Raw genomic sequence first — 20,393 nt, 5'->3', positions numbered from 1 at the left:
AGGCTCCCGGCGCCCGTCATGGAGTTTGGTCCCATGAACATGCAGGCTCTCGAAGCCCGTCGCGACATGAGCGGCGGCTACAAAGTGGATGTGAGCCGCGGCGAGCGGATCGGCCGCGTTTCCTCGGAGTGGTTCTCGCGTCCCGATGACGAGCGCTACCTGTCCCTGTCGGAGCTGGCAGATTCGGTACGCGGCCGATCGGAGCGTAGCCGTACGCGCGTGGTGGAAACCGCGCTCATCCATGTCGAGGCGAGTCGCACCGATCCGGAGCGGTTGTCGCTCATCCTGCCCGGCTCGGACACGCCCGTCGCGCCGACCCATTGGAGCTTCGGCCAGCTTGCAAGCCAGTTCGGCGCTCCCGCCGCCTATCTCCGCCAGCTGCCGGCCGCGCTCGCCGGCATCAATCTGCAATACGGCCTGACCTCGCACCGGGCGGAGCAGATCAAGACGCTTGAAACCGACAACGGCCGCATCGAGCTGCGCGCCGTCACCGGCTCGACCTACGGGCGCATCTATGACCACGAGTTGGTCGAAGCTGTGCAGCGCATTGCCGGCAACGGCACGGGCGATACGAGATGGAAGGTGCCCGGCGTGCTCGATTGGTCGACGGGCGTCTACAATCCTCGTGTCGACATCACGAAGGACATGACGACGCTCTACGCGTCCGATCGCGACGTGTTCCTCTTTCTGGTGGACGATCTCAATCCCATCGAGGCTGGTCGGCTCCCCGATGGATCGCCCGATCTATTCTTCAGGGGCTTCTACGCCTGGAACAGCGAGGTCGGGGCAAAGACACTCGGCATCGCCTCCTTCTATCTTCGGGCGGTCTGCCAAAACAGGACGCTTTGGGGCGTGGAGGATTTCGAGGAAATCACCATCCGCCATAGCAAATACGCGGCGTCCCGCTTCGCTCACGAAGCTGCGCCGGCGCTGCTGAACTTCGCGAACTCCTCGCCCATGCCGTTCATCAACGGCATCAAGGCCGCGCGCGAACGGATCGTCGCAAAATCTGACGAGGACCGCACCGAGTTCCTGCGCAAGCGCGGGTTTTCGAAGGCCGAGACAGGCAAGATCGTCGAGACCGTCCTGGCCGAGGAAGGTCGCCCGCCCGAGTCCATCTTCGATTTCGTCGCGGGCATCACCGCCGTCGCCCGTGAAAAGACCAATCAGGATGCCCGGCTCGAACTGGAGGGCAAGGCCAAGAAGCTGCTCGACCGCGCTGCCTGATTTCCGTGAAGCCGGAGATGCGGTTTTCCGTGTCTCCGGCTTTGCGCCTTCGTGCCCTTCCATTTCTCCGTGTCCGTGGCGCTGCCCTCCAAGAGTGAAAGGGCGGCGCTTCGCTTCGTGACGAGTTTGGGTTCGAGAGAGAGGCTCTCGGCGCTCGTCGCGGAGTAAGGAACATGGCAACTGCCGTTCAGAAGATCACGCTGTCGTCGTCGCGCGACATCCCCTTCAACAAGCTGGTGTTGAGCCAGGCCAACGTCCGGCGCGTGAAGGCCGGCGTCTCGATCGAGGAACTGGCTGAGTCGATCGCCCGTCGCGGCCTGATCCAGAGCCTGCATGTGCGCCCCGTCATCGATGCCGAGGGTCAGGAGACCGGCATGTTCGAGGTGCCCGCCGGTGGCCGTCGCTACCGCGCGCTGGAAATGCTCGCCAAACAGAAGCGTCTCAACAAGACCACGCCGGTCCCCTGCGTCGTCTCGGCCGCGGACGCCACCATCCTGATCGACGAGGTTTCGCTAGCCGAGAATATCGAGCGCGCGCCGCTCCATCCGCTCGACCAGTATCGCGCGTTCCAGGCCATGCGCGATAAGGGCATGACCGAGGAAGATATCGCCGCGGCGTTCTTCGTCGACGTCAATATCGTCAAGCAGCGGCTGCGCCTTGCATCGGTCTCGCCCGCGTTGCTCGACATCTATGCCGAAGACGGCATGGAGCTGAAGCATCTCATGGCCTTCACCGTGTCGCAGGACCACGCCCGGCAGGAGCAGGTCTGGGAAGCGATCCGCAATAGCTGGCAGAAAGAGCCGTACCACATCCGTCGCATGCTGACCGAGACGACAGCGCGTGCCTCGGACAAGCGTGCCATCTTCGTTGGCGTCGACGCCTATCAAGCCGCCGGCGGCGTCGTTATGCGCGATCTCTTCGAGTCCGACGACGGTGGCTGGCTTCAAGACGTCGGGCTTCTTGACCGGCTCGTGTCCGAGAAGCTCACGACGATCGCCGACGAGATCGCAACGCACGGCTGGAAATGGGTCGAGGCCGCCGTCAGCATCCCCTACGGCGTCGCCCACGGCCTCCGCGAGATCAAGGGCGTTCCGCTCGACATCACCGCGGACGAACAGGCCGCTCGCGACGCGCTGCAGGAGGAACTCGACCGCCTGACCGCGGAGTACGAGGACGCCGAGGAGCTGCCGGACGAGGTGGATGCCCGCTTGGGCGAGATCGAAGCGGCGATCGACGCGCTCGACAATCGTCCTGTCCGCCATGATCCGGAGGAAATCGCCATTGCCGGCGTCTTCGTCAGCATCGACGCCGACGGCTCGCTTTCTGTTGATCGTGGCTACGTCAGGCCCGAAGACGAAAGGCCGGTCGAGGTTGCCGATGAAACGGCGCCGGACGACGACGTCGATCCTGAGACCGGCGAAATTCGCGCGCCCGCCATCCAGCGCACCGCCATCACCATCGGCGGCCAACCCGTGCAAGCCGAGGAAGAAGACGAGGATGACGGCCTGAAGCCGCTGCCCGAACGCCTCATCATCGAGCTGACGGCCCATCGCACGCTTGCCCTGCGTGACGCCGTGGCGACCAACCCGCAGGTCGCCTTGACCATGTTGCTTCACAAGCTGGTCAGCGACACGTTCCGGCGCACAGCCCCGACCGGCTGCCTCGAAGCAAATGTACGGCACCTCTATCTCTCCGGCCAATCCGAGGAGATGAAGGCCAGTCAATCGGCTCGGTCGGAGAATGACCGCCATGAGCGCTGGGGCGACCATGTTCCCGCCGACGACCAGGCTCTCTGGGATTGGCTGGAACAGCTCGACGACGGCACCCGTCTGGACCTGCTGGCGCATTGCGTGAGCTTCGGGATCAATGCCCTCTTCGAGCGGCCGAACCCGCACGTCGCCTCCGGCATCAGCCGCCACGGCCTCGACGTGCGCCTGGCTCAGGCCGATCGACTCGCCGTTGTCACCGGGCTCGATATGGTTGCCGCAGGCTGGAAGCCGACCGTTGGCAATTACCTCGGGCGAGTGACCAAGGGGCGCATTCTCGAAGCCGTGCGCGAAGGCGCCGGCGAGCGGGCCGCGCAGCTTATCGGCCACCTGAAGAAGGGTGACATGGCCAAGGAGGCCGAACGCCTGTTGGCCGATACCGGCTGGCTACCGGAACCGCTGCGCATGACTGACGCTTGCGATGAACCCGCCGATCAGGCGGGTGGCGGCGACGCATTGCCGGCCTTCCTCTCCGGGGACATCGACGAGGAACAGCTGTCCGCCGCTGAAGAAGAAGACGAAGCCGCAATGATCGCGGCCGAGTGACCTTCCTACAATCGATAGGTCTACCAATTTCATCATGGCCCGGCGCTTCCTTGAAAGCATCGGGCCATTTTTCGTGACGCCCCGGGCATCTGCCTAGGGATAAAGCTGGATCAGCGGTCCGCAGCACTTCTTGAATTTGCGACCGCTCGTGCAGAAACAGGGGTTGTTGGGACCAGTTGTTTTGGCCAGATCGACAAACACCAATCCCAAAGCATTCCGGATTTCCTGGCCCATTGACGAAAGATACGAGCGCTCAAGCGTAAACTGATTGCCGACGGAGTTCGCCTCGATGGCATGATGCAGCCTGTCGGTCGCAGCGATCCAGCCGCCAACCGATGGCAGTTCACCCAAGCTTCGTTTGATATTGATCAGACGCTTCTGCGTAGCGAAATCATATGCTCGCATCGGATCAGGCAGGAACAGGACCTGCCGTTCGCCATTCACATGAGGTGTGATATCGGTGAGGATACCATCACGCTCCCACACGGCATGATGCTCAGCCTCGAGAAAAACACGAGGCCACTCCCAGATCAGCCAGCCATAGAGCAGCGTTCCGCCATCGCGCTCCACCTTGCTCGCGACGTTGTTAAAGCACTCCGATGGCAGAGCGCCAGCATCCTGAGACACAGGCACATAGGCTGGCGTGTGGTCGGGACTGATGCGCTGACAAATCGCCCGCACTTCGGCACTGATCGTCCTCGGCGTCGTCGTGAAATTCTTCTTGAAAAGGTCAGTGCTGATCGCAGGCATGTAAGCTATCCCATCAGACGATCAGATTTCTCATTGGGATTTGCGCACCACGACGACCGTGAGAAGACCTTCGTCCGATGCCTTTTGCTTCGCACGTTCAATGACCTCATCCAATCTCATGTCAAAGGGGCCCGCACCGCCCCAGTCATTCTCATCACTGAGAAAGAAATACCCCTTGTCGGCAACTGGCATTCCGTCGCGATGCGCATGAACAACAACATGCCGTTCCGTCGGTTTTTCAGCCGGTGTCCAAATAACAGATACCATTCTTACATCTCCTCGAATCGCTGAGTTATTGTAGTGCCCCTGCTGCGACTTCGCGATTGTTGGGAACTGTTCATGCCCAATTGATCGTCAGAATTGCTGCGCAACGGAGCCGCTTCGAGTGAGAGGCGAGCCGGGATGGGATGAGTCCGGGCGGTTCGAGAGAGAGCGCCGGCCGGGCTTGTCCGTTCCCGCTCTCCCGAGGATCTCCCGATGACCATTCTGTTGCCCGTGGCCGCCCCGGCCGCGCCTGTCGCGCTCGCGCCCGCCATCCTGTCGGTCGCCCAGAACCTGCTCGCCCATCTCGAACGCGGCGAGCGCATCGATATGTCGCTTCTGCGTACTGCGATGGAAGCCGCATTCTGCGGCTCCGATGCCGCCGGCGCTTGGGACTGGAAGGCCGCCTATGAGGCCTGCGAGGTCGCCACCGTCCTGTTCTTGCGCAAATACGGAAAGGCGCTGTTCCGCAAATCCGCATCTCCGGCAACACGCCTTTCCACCCTCGCAAAAGTCACTGGGCTCCTACCGACCCACACCCGCCGCTCGGAGGAGAGCCAGGCGCTTCAGCAATTTTCGACGCCGGTCGCGCTCGGCCTTGCCGTGGTGACGGCCGCGGCCATCGCGCCCTCCGACATCGTGCTGGAGCCTTCGGCCGGCACCGGCCTGCTCGCCATCCTGGCATCGATGACCGGCGGTACGCTGATCCTCAACGAACTGGCCGATCTCCGCGCCGATCTTCTCTCATCCCTCTTTCCGAACGTTGCCGTCACGCGCTTCGACGCCGCCCAGATCGACGATCACCTCAATCGCGGATCCGTTCCCTCCGTCGTGCTGATGAACCCGCCGTTCTCGGCGATGGCCAGCGTCTCCGGCCGTGTTGCCGAGGCCGGGTTTCGCCACATCGCATCGGCCTTGAACCGGCTCGCGCCCGGTGGCCGGCTGGTGACGATCACCGGCGCAAACGTCGGTCCCGACATGCCCGACTGGCGCGATGCCTTCGCGCACCTGCAGGAACGAAGCCGCGTCGTCTTCTCCGCCGCAATCGCCGGCTCGGTCTATGCCAAGCACGGCACCACGTTCCCCACCAGGCTAACCGTCATCGACAAGCTGCCGGCCGACGACCCCGCAAGCTTTCCGATGTCGCCGGGCATGGCGCCCGATGTCGCCACGCTGCTCGGATGGATCGAGCGTGACGTGCCTGCCCGTGCGCCCGTCGCCTTGCCAGCGATCTCCGCGCCGGCTGCCGCTGAGCCCCCGAAATCGGTGCGCGGCTATATCGCCCGCGCGGCCTCCTCGCGTTCGCCCGCATCGGTCGCCGCCGATCCCTCCGGCATCGCGCTCGCCTATGAGACCGTGGACTGGACGCCGGCCGAGGGTGCGCACCTGACCGACGCCATCTATGAAGAATACGGATTGCAGTCGATCCGCATTCCCGGCGCGCTGGCGCATCCGACCAAGCTCGTCCAGTCCGCTGCCATGGCTAGCGTCGCGCCGCCGAGGCCGAGCTATCGGCCAACCCTGCCGACGAACATCCTTAGCTTGCTGTCCGATGCCCAGCTCGAAACGGTGATCTATGCCGGCGAGGCACACAGCGATTATCTCGCCGGATCGTGGACGGTCGATGAGACCTTCGATCTCGTGAAGGCCGCGCCCGCCGATGCGACCGGCACCGTTCGCTTCCGCCGCGGCTTCATGCTCGGCGACGGCACCGGCGCCGGCAAAGGTCGCCAGTCCGCCGGCATCATTCTCGACAATTGGCTCCAGGGCCGGCGCAAAGCGGTCTGGATCAGCAAATCCGACAAGCTGATCGAGGACGCTCAGCGCGATTGGTCCGCGCTCGGCATGGAGCGCCTGCTGGTCACACCGCTGTCGCGCTTCCCGCAGGGCAAGCCCATCGCGCTGTCGGAAGGCGTCCTATTTGCAACCTATGCCACGCTGCGCTCCGACGACCGCGGGAGCAAGGTTTCGCGCGTGCGGCAGATCGTCGAATGGTTGGGCTCCGATTTCGACGGAGTGATCATTTTCGACGAGAGCCACGCGATGCAGAATGCCGGCGGCGGCAAGGGAGAACGCGGCGACGTCGCCCCCTCGCAGCAAGGTCGTGCGGGCTTAAGGCTTCAGCACGCCCTGCCGAATGCGCGCGTCGTCTATGTCTCCGCCACGGGCGCCACGACCGTCCACAATCTCGCCTACGCCCAGCGGCTCGGCCTCTGGGGTGGCGATGACTTCCCCTTCGCCACGCGCGCGGAATTGGTTGAGGCGATCGAGGCCGGCGGCGTCGCGGCGATGGAAGTGCTGGCCCGCGATCTGCGTTCGCTCGGGCTCTACACCGCCCGTTCGCTTTCCTACGACGGTGTGGAATATGAACTGATCGAACACCAGCTCACCGACGAACAGCGCCGCATCTACGATGCCTATGCGGGCGCCTTCGCCATCATCCACAATCACCTCGACGCGGCGATGGAAGCCGCCAACATCACCGGCTCGACCGGCACGTTGAACCGGCAGGCGAAGTCCGCCGCCCGCTCGGCCTTCGAATCCGCGAAGCAGCGCTTCTTCGGGCATCTGCTGACGTCGATGAAGACGCCGACCCTGATCGGCTCGATCGAGCGCGATCTGGAGGCCGGGCACGCCGCCGTCGTGCAGATCGTGTCGACCGGCGAAGCCCTGATGGAACGGCGCCTCGCCGAGATCCCGACCGAGGAATGGAACGATGTGCGCGTGGACATTACGCCCCGTGAGTATGTCTTGTCGTACTTGCAGACCGGCTTCCCGGTTCAGCTCTATGAGCCCTTCTCCGATGGCGAGGGCAATCTGTCGTCGCGTCCGGTCTGTCGTGATGGCCAGCCCGTCGAGAGCCGCGAAGCCGTCGCGCGCCGCGATGAGCTGATCGAGCGCCTCGCATCCCTGCCTCCGGTGCCGGGCGCGCTCGATCAGATCGTCCAGCGCTTCGGCACCGATATGGTGGCCGAGGTGACGGGCCGCTCGCGGCGGATTGTCCGCAAGTCGGGTGCCGACCCCATGGGCGACCGGCTGGCGGTCGAAAACCGCGCCCCGTCCGCGAACCTCGCCGAGACCGCCGCCTTCATGGACGATGTGAAGCGCGTGCTCGTGTTCAGCGATGCCGGCGGCACCGGCCGCAGCTACCACGCGGAACTGTCGGCCAAGAACCAGCGGCTGCGCGTACATTACCTGCTCGAACCGGGCTGGAAGGCGGATGCGGCGATCCAGGGGCTCGGTCGCACCAACCGCACGAACCAGGCGCAGCCGCCACTCTTCCGCCCGATCGCGACCGACGTGAAGGCGGAGAAGCGCTTCCTCAGCACGATCGCCCGCCGCCTCGATACGCTCGGCGCCATCACGCGCGGGCAGCGTCAGACCGGCGGCCAGGGCCTGTTCCGACCAGAGGACAATCTAGAATCCTGCTACGCCCGCGATGCACTGCGCCAGCTCTATCTCCTGATCGTGCGCGGCAAGATCGAGGGCTGCTCGCTCCATCGTTTCGAGACCGCTACCGGCCTCAAGCTGATGGACGACAACGGCATCAAGGACGAATTGCCGCCGATCACGACGTTTCTCAACCGGCTGCTGGCGCTCACCATCGAGCTTCAAGGCATCCTGTTCACCGCCTTCGAACAGCTTCTCGATGCGAAGGTGTCGGGCGCGATCGCCAGCGGCGTCTATGACGTCGGCCTCGAAACCCTGACGGCGGAAAGCTTCGTCGTCACCGATCGCACGACCATCTACACTCACCCGGCATCGGGCGCGGAAACCCGGCTGCTGACCATCACCCAGCGGACCCGCAATCGTCCGTTGTCGCTTGACGACGCGCTCGGCTGGCTGGGTGATCGTGGTGCGAAGCTGCTGGTCAACGAGCGATCCGGTCGCGCCGCCGTGCAGATCCCCGCGCCATCGCTCATGCTGGACGACGGTGAGATCGAGCGCCGCATTCGGTTGCTCCGACCGATGGAGCATCACCACGCTTCGTTGAAGTCGATGGCGGAAAGCCATTGGCAGGAGGCCGATCGAAATGCCTTCGCCACGACCTGGTCTCGCGAACTCGGCGATGTGCCCGCCTTCAGCGAGAGCACGATCCACATCGTCGCCGGATTGCTGCTGCCGGTGTGGAAGCGTCTGCCGAACGAGTCGACCCGCGTCTATCGGCTTCAGACTGACGATGGCGAGCGCATCATCGGCCGCCGCGTCTCTCCGGCCTGGGCCGCGAACGCCGCGTCGACCGGCACGACCGATCTGACGGCCGACGCCGCCTACGCAGCGCTGATCGACGGGCGAACCATCCTCGATCTCGCGGAAGGTCTTCGGCTTCGTCGCGTGCGCGTCATGGGCGCGAACCGCATCGAGCTGTCCGGCTTCACCGAAGCCATGCGCGATCGCCTTCGCGCCTATGGCCTCTTCACCGAAATCATCTCCTGGTCGCTGCGGTTCTTCGTACCGATCGACAGCACGGGACCGACAGTACTCGGCAAGCTGCTCGACACCTATCCGGTGGCTCGAATCGGCGAGCGGAAGGCAGCGTAATGGCCCGCCGCGACGCTTCCGATCTCGCATCCCGTCTCGGCCGGCAGGCCGAAGCGGTGTGCAAACGCTATCTCGGCGCCGGCCGCCGACAGGGCAACTATTGGCAGGTTGGCGATGTTCGCAACACGCCGGGCCGATCTATGTTCGTGCGCCTGAAAGACACCGTCAAAGGCCCCGCCGGCAAATGGACCGATGCCGCAACGGGCGAGCATGGCGACCTGCTCGACGTGATCCGTGAATCGCTGAGCCTCATCAACTTCGCTGACGTCGCGGAAGAGGCCCGCATCTTCCTCAGCATGCCTCCCGATCCCGAACCGGCGCCGAAACAGCACGCTCGCAGGTCAGCACCATCGGGGTCCGCCGAGGCCGCACGCCGGCTCATCGCCATGTGTCAGCCGATCAGCGGGACACTCGTAGAAACGTATTTGCGCGGACGCGGCATTACGGCTTTGCACGGATGCGGAAGCCTGCGTTTCCATTCCCGGTGCTACTATCGTCCGGACGAGCATAGCCAGACCGAGACCTGGCCGGCCATGGTTGCCGCCGTCACCGATCTCTCCGACAAGATCACCGGCGCACATCGGACCTGGCTCGCCCCGGATGGTTCTGGCAAGGCGCCGATCGACATCCAGCGCAAGGCGATGGGCGACCTTCTCGGGCACGCGGTCCGTTTTGGGCTATCCGGCGACGTGCTGGCGGCCGGCGAAGGCATCGAAAGCGTGCTATCGGCCCGTGAGGTCATGCCCGGCATGTCGGCGGCGGCGGTACTCTCCGCTGCGCACCTCGCTGCCATCCAGTTCCACGATGCACTGCGCCGGCTCTACGTCGTCCGCGACAATGACCGCGCGGGAGAGGTCGCGCGAAACACGCTGATCGAACGGGCGAACGCCGTTGGGATCGAGGCGATTGCCCTGTCACCCATGCTCGGGGATTTCAACGAGGACCTCCGCACATTCGGCCGTGACGCCCTGACGGCGCATATCCGGGTGCAACTCGCACCACAGGACGTCGCCCGCTTCATGCCCCTGGCGGCGTAGACCGGCGGCTGAACGGTGGCGGCGCGCCGCCGCCATCATGCTCGCATGGATGCCCGATCCTTCGGAGAGGACCGCGCCTCGGCCTTCGAGAGGGCGATCGGCCCACATGCGGTTCGGACAGGCAATGCCTGCGGCCGACTATTTTCCGGCGGCGGCCGACCACCCCACGCGACAGGTCGCGTGGGGACCCCGGATCAACCGCCTTTCCATCGCGAAGCAAAATAGCCGGCCTCCGGCATCCTCCGCGTTCGCTCCGGCCCGGCGCACGCGCCAGATGCAGGTCCGCTCCGCCCGTGGGCTCCGTCGCCATGAAGGCCGCGACGGTCGCGGTCCAGCCAAGGGAGCATCCCATGAGCGAGCATGACGACTATGAACCCCACCGCGAATCGTCACCCACCGATCACGTCCTCAACGAACTCCAGCTCCACGGCTACCGCCCCTTCGCCGACGAGCCGGACCAGCGTCTCCTGCCAGACGGCAATCAGGTCGCAGGCGCGATCGCCGACATCTTCGACGCCCTGATCTCGACCCTGGAGGACACCCGCCTCGAACCCGACCTCGACGATCTCCTCTGGTCGACCGTCAACGTCTTCCACCGCGGCACCGAGCGGATCGCCCGCGAGCTCGATGACAACGAACAGGCGCAGAAGCGCTCGCAGCGGCAACAGGACGGCAGCGAGGTGAAGTCAGTCGAACTCGAGCGCCAGATCGCCGAGGGCAAAACGCTCATCGAACGGCAGAACGCCTTCGAGCTGATGCGCGACCAGGCCGCCGAGCACTACGAATGCCAGATCGGCAAACCGTGGCTCCCCCGCACCGGCTCAAAGGTCAACCATCGCCATCTGACCTCCGCGATGATCGACAGCCGCGACTTCCTCATGGCCAAAAGGCTGGCCGATCAGGAAGTCCTTCTCCCTCCCGGCCCGAAGATCGTCGTCACCGGCGGACTGGACTTCAATGACCATCGACTGATCTGGGCCAAGCTCGATCAGGTCCACGAGAAGCATCCCGACATGGTGCTGATCCACGGCAAATCCCCGAGGGGCGCCGAAAATATCGCCTCGCTCTGGGCCCAGAACCGCAACGTGCCGCAGATCGGCTTCGCACCCGACTGGACGAAGCACGGCCGCGCAGCGCCGTTCAAACGCAACGACGAGATGCTCGACATCGTGCCGAAGGGCATAATGCACTTCCCCGGCACGGGCATCAACGACAACCTCGCCGACAAGGCGAAGAAGCTCGGCATCCCGGTCTGGAAATTCGGCGGCGCGTGAGCGCCGCCAGCAACACGTGCCCCCTTCCACTACCCAAGCCCCGCATATATGCGTTGTTTCGAGCACAGGTCATCTAACGGGGGTTTTATGATCTTCACAGAAGAAATACTTCGTCAGGTCATCGCATGGGCAATGCTGAAGACATCAAAATCGCTTGGGATCATCGGCGATGATGAGACATCCCTTCCAGACAATGTGTTGGAACTGATTGGCGTATCACCGAACCACGCCGATGCCCTGGTCGAGTTTGCCGATGCCTATCAGGATTGGTACGCGTTCCATCTCGGAATCTATAAGGCAGGTAAAAGCGGAAACCTGTCCCACTCAGAACAGGCCGAACTGCTTGCCTTGATCGGGCGCCGGGATACGGCCCGAAAAGCCCTCGTCGAAATTACCTCCCAGTGAAACGCCACGCATTGCGAAAACGGATCATCCGAAGTGACTGGTCGGTCCCGCTAAGGTCCATGTGAACGTCTATTCGGCTCGCAAGACGCCCACGCACAGCATCCTCGCCTGCGACTTCACCGACGGCGACGTCAAGAAAGTCGCAGGCCAGGATGATATCACCCCGCCCTGTCCGATCACTACAAACGACAGCGGCATGATGAAGCTGCAGGCTGTCTCTGCGGGCCTAGCTACTTCGTTTCGCCCTTGCTTGGCGCAGTATCGAGCAGGGTCTGTTTCGGGTGCGCCTTATCCGCGATTGCAACCAATTGATCGAGGGTGAAGCCGCCAGTCGGCTCCGATTGCTCGATCGCTGCCTCCATCGCTTTCAGCTCGTCGGCATTCGCGAGGCTGTTCAAAGTGTCGGGCAATTGCACGAACACCGCTTCCTTGCCCGTCATCTGGATGCAGTTCTGCGTACCTGGGCACTTGGTCCCTGGCTCCAGATAGCCCCAGCGCGGACCGAACGAGTAGACGGCATAAAACAGGAGCTTGGCCTTCGGCTTGTTCAGGCCGCTCGCAAGCATCGCGTTGTAGAAAACGCGATGCGTGTCCTTCCATGCACGGACATGGCGATCACAGTACCAGTCGTGTATGACGGCGGCGCGGATGTAGCCGTCTTCCCACGGAGACCCGACGAACGGCTGTAGCAGCGGTGGGATGGACGCACCGTCCGTTTTCGCATCCTTGTTGGTCTGCCATCCGACCCCGTCCGGATCGACATAGCCAAAATCCGCCTCCAGCAGCTTGTGCCCGGCGTCGCCAGGAATGTCCACGAGGGTAAATTTCCCCGTAAAGCAGTTACGCTCATCCTTGGTCTTGCAGAAAGTAATCGCAGACGCCTCGCTGGCCCCGATCAACAGACCCACAAGACATACGAAAAATGCCCCTGTAATTCTCACGGTCGCCCCTCCCTATTGGGCGCAGACTACCCTTTTTGCTCCGGCCATCAACTGGGCGTTGCGCGTTTTGTGAAATTCAGCAGGAGCACTGTCCACACCGCGCCGAGGCTCCGCGGTCGAAGGGGGCTCTGGAACGGGAGGGGCACCAACGTATTCGTGGCGCGGCCATGATCGACGAACTCGCCTGCGCGGAGTCATCAGTACCGCAGTTAATCGGCTGATGTGGCGTGGAATCAATCGAACCAACGATCCGTTCTCGTTGATGCAGAGGAAACTCATCCCCGTGTTCATGAGCGCAATTCCTTGGTCCAACCGCGGGCCTGGCGCCATCAACCCCTAAAGGGTCGGACTACGCAAAGCGTGCCGCCGCTCGGCTTCGCCCGCGCGGTGATTGCGGCCCACGGCCGGACACATCGGGCGCCTGTCACGCGGGGGATGGTCCCCCGCCTCCCAAACAGGAGCCGGATCGATGTCCCTCGCCGATGCAAACGCCTTCGCCTTCAGCCTCGCCGCCAGCCTGATGGTCGCCATCGTGATCTTCCGCGCGGGCGACGGTTCCCTCTCGGTCATTCCCGCCGACGAATACGACGGCGACCTCTCGGAGATCGTCCATGAAATTGACCCTCACGCCCCATGAAATGGTGAAATCCGGTTGGCGGAGCGGCAAATTCCGCTCCCTTTCCGGCCATATTCGCGCTAACGCTAGAAATGCGCCGCGGTGGTGGTGGAAGGCGCAACCGTCTGATCTTTTCTCACGGAGACCACCACCATGATAATTCTCGCCATTATCGGCTCGATTACGGCCATCATTGCACTTTGCTGGCTGATGTTCTCGCTCGCCATCTTTGCTCTCCCCGCCTTCATCGGCGTCAACGCCGGCCTATGGGCGCACACAAGCGGAGCGGGCATCGTTGGCGGGATCATCGTCGGTCTGCTCACAGCCTGTGCAACGTTCGGCGCAGGCCATCTGCTTCTCGCCTTTCTGCGGCCGACATGGGCAAAGCTCCTGATCGCATTCGCGTTCATGGCGCCCGCGGCGATCGCCGGCTATGCCGCGACCCATGGCATCGTGAAACACTTGATGCCTTCGGACGGCTGGCAAATGGCATTCTCATGCGTCGGGGCGATTGCAATCAGTATCACCGCGCTCATTCGTCTCGCCGGCATGACCGCAGCCGATGCCACGGATCGACGCGCCACGCGCGGCGCATGAATGCCGTGAAGCTATCATCTCGCTGAGCGGCAACCTTTCACCTCAAGCGCCATTGATTTAGGCCCGCTCGGGGGGACCGACGAAACGCCGTGTTCCACATACGCGCCTCGTTGCATAGGCAAGGCGGATCAGAACAGGCCGAGGATTATGCCCCTCGTCATAGCAAGGCCGGAAGGGAGTGGCGGCTTTTGCTTGGGCATGGTTGTGCCCGGCTGTCGGCGGTCACAGCAGCGCTGAGGGAAACGACGGTTCCTCCTCGATGGGTCACCCACACCGCCCCGATGGAAAGGGTGGATCTGCAGATGGTTGATCGCTCGGCGATGCCGGCACTTGAACCCTGCTCGCAAGAGTTGGCCAGTCGACAGTGAAACTTGGGTTGCCGTCAGTGTTGAGGTCGCGCGGGGACGCCAGTTCGTTCTCCTCGATCCCCTCCCGTCGCAGCGAGCGCACCGAAGCGGTCTCATCGATGGGTGTATCTGGCCGAAGGCCGGCTAAAGCCTCGGTCGCCTTCGACGCAATGGCGCGTCACGACTTTCTTCCCCTGCCGGCCCCCACCCCACGCGGCAAGCCGCGCGGGACCCCGAGGCGCCGTCATTCCTCGCGAAACAACAAAGTCGCTCCCGCGCCATCCTCCGCTGCGCTTCGGCCCAAGGGTGCGCCGGCGATCGCCTCCGTCCGCTCGATCACCATCGAGACCGCAATGGTGCTGGCTCGAAACAGACCGGATCAAGGAGAATTACCATGGCGACCATCGGCACCTTCAAGAAGTCGGGCGAAGAGTTCACCGGCGAAATCGTCACCCTCAGCGTCCAGACCCGCGGCGTGCGGATCGTCCCCGAAACCCGCGCCACCGGCGAGAACGCCCCCAGCCACCGGGTCTTCGTGGGTCGGGCGGAGATCGGAGCCGCCTGGACCAAGCGCTCCAACGAAGGCCGCGACTATCTGGGCCTCAAGCTCGACGACCCGAGCTTCAACGCCCCGATCTTCGCCAACCTCTTCGATGACGAGGAGGGCGAAGGCTACACCCTGATCTGGTCTCGCCCGAGCCGCCGCAACGGCGACTAAGTCTCCCACAGCCGCCCCGCCCGGTCACCCGGGCGGGACCTATTCCTGCCATGGGGGCGGAAACACGCGATAGATCGGCCCGAACCATTTGCCCACATGTTGGCGATGAAACCGAATCTGTCGCCGGGGAAAGCGGAGGAAGAGCGTTCTGACAACGCCATAACAGGTGGCGTCGCGCGTCAAGAACGACTATTATAGCCGTAGTTCTGGCGTGCGCGTAGGTCCAGATGGGAGGTGATCATGCATGATCACCGCCCGACAATCACGGGCCGCGCGCGCGTTGCTTGGCTGGACACAGGAGACGCTCGCTGAACGGGCCCGAGTATCTTTGACCGCGCTGAAGCGCCTCGAATCCGAAAGCGGGTTGGAGGTGTACGAGACGACGCGCGATCAAGTTCGACGGGCTCTTGAGGCGGCCGGCATCGTTCTGCTGTCCACCGATCGGGGACAAGGTGTTCTGCTCGTCAATGACCAAGGCAATAATCAGCGCTGATCCACTGCATTCGCTCGATGCGGCAACAGGGCTCGACCTACCCTTTTTGGACGTCATCCGTTTCCCACAAAGCTTCTGTAGAAGTATGCCACCAAAATCTCGGTGGGGCGGAGGAAAAAATACGCGATGAACGACCCGTTTGAGGATATGGCGCCATCCGACGACGAGCTAACGCCCTACGACCGCGCGCATATGAAGCTCTACATGCGGCTGCTCGATGCGGATCGGGACGGCGCCGATTGGCGGGATGCGGTTCAGGTTCTGTTCGGGCTCGACGCCGACCTCGAACCAGACCGGGCGCGCCGTGTCCACGACAGCCATCTGGCCCGCGCCCGCTGGATGACGGAGCACGGCTATCGCCAACTCGTCCGCGAAGGCACCCGCCACTGAAAAAGCGGGAGTGATGCCTCTGTGGCAACACCTGTTGACCGCACCTCCGGCTAGCGGCGGCCGCAACTCATCGGAATCGTATTCGAACCACGACTAGCGGTGGAAAGTGGAGAGTTCGAATGCCTGAATTCCCTGAGAATTGGAGCGATACGCCCAGCTACGACTACATCGACGATCTCAGCGCTCCCGAAATCGGCTGGGAATGGCTCCGCCGTAATGATTTCTATCGGGCCGACTATACTCGCCTGGTTCGCTCCAGCAGCGACAGTGCCGATCTGATCAAACACATCCGCGATCGGTGGGGTTTGCGATTTCCCTGTCGAGCCAGCCTTCAAAGCCCCTGAAACCTCCGTCATCTGGCAGCCGGACGAGGACACCGGATCGGTAGTCCTCGCCGCCAGTCCGGATATCCTGAAGGGCGCAGCTCCGTCCTCGCCGGCGCTCGGGGCGGTCAAGCGCGGCGAGGATGCCGGCACGCACCTCCTGCGCGACCTCGGCGCCGGCAAGCACCTCAATATCCTGCGCACGGATGCCGGCGGGCCGTCTCGGCCGCTCGTCGCTCTCGTTCCGATCGACACGAGCGGCTTCGGGCGCGCCGAAGCCGTGTTGCGCCTGCTCACCTCGCTGTACGGCCGGGCCGTCCCACCCGACACGCGCATGACGGCGCAGCAGCGCAGGCGCGCGCGCCGGATGCTCCAGGCCGTCGACGGCCTTCGCAACGGCGCAAGCCAGATGGATATCGCCGTCGTCATCTTCCGCCTGGCGCGGCCGACGCGCGACGAATGGCAGGTTGCGCCGGAACGCTTCGCCGTCATGGACCTGATCCGGGACGGTAACGCCATGATCGCCGGCGGCTATCGCGCCCTCCTTCGTCATCGCTGGAAATCCTGACACAGATCCCGGCGCGGCCGGTGTGGGAATTTGGCCTGCCCAATTTCCCACTGCATCTCGCCGATCGTCCTTCGCCATCGTGGCCTTCGTCACCCGCCGCTCACCAACGGCCGCAACGAACCCACGGAGGCCCGCATCGTGCAGCCCAATATCAACGTTATCCCGCCGCGCTTCCTGCGCACCAAGGAAGCCGCAACGTTTCTGAGCCTCTCGGCCCGTACGCTCGAAAAACATCGCACTTACGGCACCGGCCCGGCCTACCGAAAGCTTGGCGGCCGTGTCGTCTATGCCGTCGACGACCTTCAGGCCTGGGCCGATCGCGGCGCCGTAACGTCGACCACCGACCCGCGCGGCGGCAATGTCCTACCGGCCAAACGACAGACCTACGCGCCGGTCCACGCCGGTCGTTACGCGCGCTGATCGCGCCGCAGCTCCCTCTTGTCGGCGCGCTCTCACCCACCCTCGGAACGCGGACAGCTCGATCTGTTCCATGCGCTTCCCGGTGAGTTCGCGCTCCGTGACGCGCAGGACCTCATGGCCTATCCGTTCTTCTCCCTCGCAAAATCAAAGCGTATCGCCCCGATCGACTTCAAGGCCGGCGGCGTCACCATCCGCGTCGAGGCCGTGCCGGACCATGGGATGGCGACGATCTGGGATGCCGACATCCTGATCTGGGCCGCCAGCCAGATCGTCAATGCGCGCGATGCTGGCTTACGCACCTCGCGGCTCATGGCGACAACGCCCTATGAAATCCTGACCTTCACGGGGCGCGGCGTGTCGATGCGCGACTACCAGCGCCTGAAGGCGGCGCTCGACCGTCTCCAATCCACCACCGTCGCGACCTCGATCCGCCAGCCGGCCGAGGGCCGACGCCATCGTTTCTCCTGGATCAACGAATGGCAGGAGCAGACCGATCGTGACGGACGGCCAACCGGCATCGAGCTGATCCTGCCCGACTGGTTCTATCGCGCCGTCCTCGATGACGCGCTCGTACTCACCATCGACCGGGCCTATTTCGAGCTAACCGGCGGCCTTGAGCGCTGGCTCTACCGCATCGTGCGCAAGCATGGTGGCCGCCAGTCCTACGGCTGGAGCTTCGACTTCGGCCATCTCCACCAGAAGTCCGGCAGTCTCTCGCCGCTCAAGCACTTCGCCTACGACCTGCGCGCGATCGTCAAGCGCCAGCCGCTCCCCGGCTATCGCCTCGCCATCCAGCAGCAGGTCGACGGTCCCGAGGTCCTCACCTTCGTCGCCACCGATCCGACCTTTTTCACCCCGCCGCGCCCGCGACGGAAACCGTCAACGCGCTTTGGGGATAAGCTGTGAATTCACTCGTGCTATCGGGGACCGCCCCTATCGTGCCATCGGGGACCCGATCCTCGTGCTATCGGGGACCGGAATCGGCGATTCATCGTCGCGATTCAAAGCCTTGCAGCGGCCGTAACTTATCTAACCTAGATTCCTTCGGAATCTTTCTAACGCCACCCCGCTTTTCCACGCTTGAGGATAACCGCCGTGCAGCCTCCCTGAGGGCCGCAGGCTGCGGGCGATCCGGCGTTGTCTTGCACCTTAAATCGGAGACTCATTTCCCCTTAATCGCGAACTGGCGCGACACGTTCACGGCTGGGAGCGCGTCATGATCGTCGCGCTGCTCAATCAAAAAGGCGGTGTCGGCAAGACGACGCTCGCCCTCCACATCGCCGGAGAGCTGGCCAGGAAGGGAAGCCGCGTCACCCTGATCGATGCGGACCCGCAGGGCTCGGCGCTCGACTGGTCGCAGCAACGAGCGCGAGAGCAGTTCCCGCGCCTGTTCGGTGTTCTCGGCCTTGCTCGCGACACGCTGCATCGGGAAGCGCCCGAGTTGGCGCGTGATGTCGACCACATCGTCATCGACGGACCACCGCGCGTCGCCGAGCTGATGCGCTCTGCGCTACTTGCCGCCGACCTGGTGCTGATCCCCGTGCAGCCATCGCCGCTCGATGGCTGGGCATCGGCCGAGATGCTGGCGCTGCTCTCCGAGGCGCGCATCTACCGGCCTGAACTCAGGGCGCGCTTTGTTCTCAATCGCTGTGGCGCCCGCACCGTCATTGCGCGTGAAACGGCCGAGACGCTTGCCGACCATGATCCGCCGGTGCTGCGCACGACGATCGGCCAGCGCGTCATCTACGCAGACGCCGCCCAGTCCGGCCGCCTCGCCTTCGAGATCGGTGACGACGGGCCTGCTGCGCGCGAGATCGCTGCGCTCGTCAGCGAGATCGCGAGGGTCGCGCCATGAACGAGCGATCCCCGCGCCGCGGCTTCGCATCGCGTCCCGCCGATCCCGATAGCTGGATCAAGGCAACCGACGCGCCGGTACGAACTCCAGCAGGCCCTTCCGGCTTCACCGCACGGCTCACCATCGACGTCACGCCCGAGCTGCGCGGCCGCATCAAGATCGCCGCGTTCCAGCGCGGCATCACCGTCGCCGACATGCTGCGCGAGCTGCTCGCGCGCGAATTCCCCAAACCCGAAGGAGACACCCCATGACCGGCATCGCGGCCCCCCGCATGCGCGGCGGCCCGACGCTGGCCGCGCTCCCGACAGACACACTCACCCATGTCCAACTGACCTGGGTTGAGAAGAAGATCGAACACTGGATTCGCTTTGGCACGGCCTCGCGCGAACAAGCTATCGATCGCCGGCGCCGCATCGTCTCCTTCCGCCCCGGCGCCGTCTTCGCCTTCGTGCGCTGGGCTTCCAATGATTTCGGCACGATCATCTCGCGGATCGACATCGTGCGCATTGTCGCCCGCGGCGAAGCCTACCAGACGCTGCCCTTCGTCCGCCCCGGCGGCGACATCCTGCTCAAGATCGAAGGCTGGCCCAACGTTGAGCGCGTGCTCCAGGCGATCGATGCCGTCGAACGCCTCGGCGTCGATCCCGAAGCGGCGTCCCCCGACTATTGGCGGCATGTTCACAACCGGCTGACCGCCGGCCACGAGCCGCGCGCCTACACGCTCGATCAGCACCGCGCCTTCCTCCTGCGCCGGAGGGCCGAACCATGAGCCGCATGGGGATCGTCCTCGCGACGGCGCTCGCGACGATGAGCGTCAGCTATCCGGCGCTCACGCCGATGCCGATCAAGCTCATCTGGAACGCTTCGGCCAGTGCACCGATCGGCTTCTACACGATCGACTTCGGCCGCCCGTTCGAAGTCACCGATCTTGTCGCCGTCGACCCGCCCGAACCGCTCGCCTCGTTCCTCGCCGAGCGCGGCTATCTGCCCAAGGGCGTGCCGCTCCTGAAGCGCGTCCGCGCCGTCTCCGGGCAAACCGTCTGCCGCTCGAACCTCGCCATCACGGTCGACGGCATCGAGGCCGGCACCGCGCTTGAGCGCGATCGCACCGGCCGTCCGTTGCCCGTCTGGCGGGGCTGCCTGCGCATCCCAGCCGGCGAAATCTTCCTGATGAATGGGCAAGTCCGCGACAGCCTCGACGGTCGCTACTTCGGCCTCCTCTCCACCGACCAGATCATCGGCCGCGCGGTCCCGCTGTGGACCGACAAAGAAGGCGACGACCGCTTCGAATGGCGCGCGCCAACGCGGTGAACGCGC

The 20,393-nt window shown here is 64.1% G+C and carries 23 protein-coding genes; 19 read left to right on the top strand and 4 right to left on the bottom strand.

Annotated features, from left to right (window positions below; all coding sequences use genetic code 11):
* Positions 1–33 precede the first annotated feature (33 nt).
* The gene (locus ACMDCR_RS15250; protein WP_413993318.1) at positions 34–1,227 is read left to right on the top strand and encodes a DUF932 domain-containing protein; all 1,194 of its coding nucleotides are present in this window, start codon (positions 34–36) and stop codon (positions 1,225–1,227) included.
* A 173-nt stretch (positions 1,228–1,400) separates the two neighbouring features.
* On the top strand, positions 1,401–3,539 hold the full coding sequence (locus ACMDCR_RS15245) for a ParB/RepB/Spo0J family partition protein (RefSeq protein WP_413993317.1): 2,139 nt from the start codon (positions 1,401–1,403) through the stop codon (positions 3,537–3,539).
* Positions 3,540–3,632: 93 nt separating this feature from the next.
* Here ACMDCR_RS15245 and ACMDCR_RS15240 read toward each other — a convergent pair whose 3' ends face one another.
* Both ACMDCR_RS15240 and ACMDCR_RS15235 read right to left on the bottom strand, forming a co-directional pair.
* Complete coding sequence (locus ACMDCR_RS15240; RefSeq protein WP_413993316.1) at positions 3,633–4,289, bottom strand: SEC-C metal-binding domain-containing protein; 657 nt, start codon at positions 4,287–4,289, stop codon at positions 3,633–3,635.
* A gap of 30 nt (positions 4,290–4,319) precedes the next feature.
* On the bottom strand, positions 4,320–4,556 hold the full coding sequence (locus tag ACMDCR_RS15235; protein WP_413993315.1) for a hypothetical protein: 237 nt from the start codon (positions 4,554–4,556) through the stop codon (positions 4,320–4,322).
* A 210-nt stretch (positions 4,557–4,766) separates the two neighbouring features.
* Here ACMDCR_RS15235 and ACMDCR_RS15230 point away from each other — a divergent pair, with 210 nt between their 5' ends.
* From ACMDCR_RS15230 to ACMDCR_RS15215, 4 genes are all read left to right on the top strand, one after another.
* Positions 4,767–9,092: a strawberry notch-like NTP hydrolase domain-containing protein gene (locus ACMDCR_RS15230; protein ID WP_413993314.1), complete on the top strand. Its 4,326-nt coding sequence runs from the start codon at positions 4,767–4,769 to the stop codon at positions 9,090–9,092.
* The gene (locus tag ACMDCR_RS15225; RefSeq protein ID WP_413993313.1) at positions 9,092–10,129 is read left to right on the top strand and encodes a toprim domain-containing protein; all 1,038 of its coding nucleotides are present in this window, start codon (positions 9,092–9,094) and stop codon (positions 10,127–10,129) included. The genes ACMDCR_RS15230 and ACMDCR_RS15225 overlap by 1 nt, the downstream gene beginning before the upstream one ends.
* Before the next feature lie 350 nt (positions 10,130–10,479).
* Positions 10,480–11,403 carry a DUF2493 domain-containing protein gene (locus ACMDCR_RS15220; RefSeq protein ID WP_413993312.1) on the top strand — a complete coding sequence of 308 codons (924 nt, stop codon included), beginning with the start codon at positions 10,480–10,482 and terminating at the stop codon, positions 11,401–11,403.
* A gap of 87 nt (positions 11,404–11,490) precedes the next feature.
* A complete protein-coding gene (locus ACMDCR_RS15215; protein WP_413993311.1) occupies positions 11,491–11,808 on the top strand; it encodes a hypothetical protein in 318 nt (105 codons plus the stop codon).
* A gap of 230 nt (positions 11,809–12,038) precedes the next feature.
* On the opposite strand, the gene ACMDCR_RS15210 is transcribed toward ACMDCR_RS15215, so the two are convergent.
* Positions 12,039–12,749 (bottom strand): DUF1353 domain-containing protein, encoded by a 711-nt coding sequence (locus tag ACMDCR_RS15210; RefSeq protein WP_413993310.1) that lies wholly within the window; start codon positions 12,747–12,749, stop codon positions 12,039–12,041.
* Positions 12,750–13,218: 469 nt separating this feature from the next.
* Between ACMDCR_RS15210 and ACMDCR_RS15205 the strand changes: the two genes are divergently transcribed.
* Positions 13,219–13,386 carry a hypothetical protein gene (locus tag ACMDCR_RS15205; RefSeq protein WP_413993309.1) on the top strand — a complete coding sequence of 56 codons (168 nt, stop codon included), beginning with the start codon at positions 13,219–13,221 and terminating at the stop codon, positions 13,384–13,386.
* 65 nt (positions 13,387–13,451) lie between these two features.
* On the opposite strand, the gene ACMDCR_RS15200 is transcribed toward ACMDCR_RS15205, so the two are convergent.
* Positions 13,452–13,592 carry a hypothetical protein gene (locus ACMDCR_RS15200; protein WP_413993308.1) on the bottom strand — a complete coding sequence of 47 codons (141 nt, stop codon included), beginning with the start codon at positions 13,590–13,592 and terminating at the stop codon, positions 13,452–13,454.
* On the opposite strand from ACMDCR_RS15200, the gene ACMDCR_RS15195 reads away from it, so the two are divergent.
* The 12 genes from ACMDCR_RS15195 to ACMDCR_RS15140 all read left to right on the top strand — a co-directional run bounded on the left by ACMDCR_RS15195 (position 13,576) and on the right by ACMDCR_RS15140 (position 20,387).
* Positions 13,576–13,962: a hypothetical protein gene (locus ACMDCR_RS15195; RefSeq protein WP_413993307.1), complete on the top strand. Its 387-nt coding sequence runs from the start codon at positions 13,576–13,578 to the stop codon at positions 13,960–13,962. The genes ACMDCR_RS15200 and ACMDCR_RS15195 overlap by 17 nt on opposite strands.
* Positions 13,963–14,703: 741 nt before the next feature.
* The gene (locus ACMDCR_RS15190) at positions 14,704–15,027 is read left to right on the top strand and encodes a DUF736 domain-containing protein (protein WP_413993306.1); all 324 of its coding nucleotides are present in this window, start codon (positions 14,704–14,706) and stop codon (positions 15,025–15,027) included.
* A 244-nt stretch (positions 15,028–15,271) separates the two neighbouring features.
* Positions 15,272–15,520 carry a helix-turn-helix domain-containing protein gene (locus tag ACMDCR_RS15185; RefSeq protein ID WP_413993305.1) on the top strand — a complete coding sequence of 83 codons (249 nt, stop codon included), beginning with the start codon at positions 15,272–15,274 and terminating at the stop codon, positions 15,518–15,520.
* Between the two features lie 126 nt (positions 15,521–15,646).
* Positions 15,647–15,910 (top strand): DNA -binding domain-containing protein, encoded by a 264-nt coding sequence (locus tag ACMDCR_RS15180; RefSeq protein WP_413993304.1) that lies wholly within the window; start codon positions 15,647–15,649, stop codon positions 15,908–15,910.
* A gap of 119 nt (positions 15,911–16,029) precedes the next feature.
* On the top strand, positions 16,030–16,254 hold the full coding sequence (locus tag ACMDCR_RS15175; protein WP_413993303.1) for a transcriptional regulator domain-containing protein: 225 nt from the start codon (positions 16,030–16,032) through the stop codon (positions 16,252–16,254).
* Between the two features lie 259 nt (positions 16,255–16,513).
* A complete protein-coding gene (locus tag ACMDCR_RS15170; RefSeq protein WP_413993302.1) occupies positions 16,514–16,801 on the top strand; it encodes a DUF2285 domain-containing protein in 288 nt (95 codons plus the stop codon).
* Between the two features lie 138 nt (positions 16,802–16,939).
* The gene (locus tag ACMDCR_RS15165) at positions 16,940–17,221 is read left to right on the top strand and encodes a helix-turn-helix transcriptional regulator (protein WP_413993631.1); all 282 of its coding nucleotides are present in this window, start codon (positions 16,940–16,942) and stop codon (positions 17,219–17,221) included.
* An 18-nt stretch (positions 17,222–17,239) separates the two neighbouring features.
* Positions 17,240–18,127 (top strand): replication initiator protein A, encoded by an 888-nt coding sequence (locus tag ACMDCR_RS15160; protein WP_413993301.1) that lies wholly within the window; start codon positions 17,240–17,242, stop codon positions 18,125–18,127.
* 310 nt (positions 18,128–18,437) lie between these two features.
* A complete protein-coding gene (gene parA / locus ACMDCR_RS15155) occupies positions 18,438–19,076 on the top strand; it encodes a ParA family partition ATPase (RefSeq protein ID WP_413993300.1) in 639 nt (212 codons plus the stop codon).
* Positions 19,073–19,327, top strand: a complete 255-nt coding sequence (locus ACMDCR_RS15150; protein WP_413993299.1) for a hypothetical protein — start codon at positions 19,073–19,075, stop codon at positions 19,325–19,327. Before parA ends, ACMDCR_RS15150 begins: the two co-directional genes overlap by 4 nt.
* Complete coding sequence (locus ACMDCR_RS15145; RefSeq protein WP_413993298.1) at positions 19,324–19,845, top strand: DUF2840 domain-containing protein; 522 nt, start codon at positions 19,324–19,326, stop codon at positions 19,843–19,845. Before ACMDCR_RS15150 ends, ACMDCR_RS15145 begins: the two co-directional genes overlap by 4 nt.
* On the top strand, positions 19,842–20,387 hold the full coding sequence (locus ACMDCR_RS15140) for a S26 family signal peptidase (protein ID WP_413993297.1): 546 nt from the start codon (positions 19,842–19,844) through the stop codon (positions 20,385–20,387). The genes ACMDCR_RS15145 and ACMDCR_RS15140 overlap by 4 nt, the downstream gene beginning before the upstream one ends.
* Positions 20,388–20,393 lie beyond the last annotated feature (6 nt).

Origin of the sequence: Labrys okinawensis (genome assembly GCF_047345005.1) — a bacterium.
GTDB lineage: Bacteria > Pseudomonadota > Alphaproteobacteria > Rhizobiales > Labraceae > Labrys > Labrys okinawensis.
Note: the sequence above shows the minus strand (reverse complement) of the source record. Positions and strands in the feature narration are given on the sequence as shown.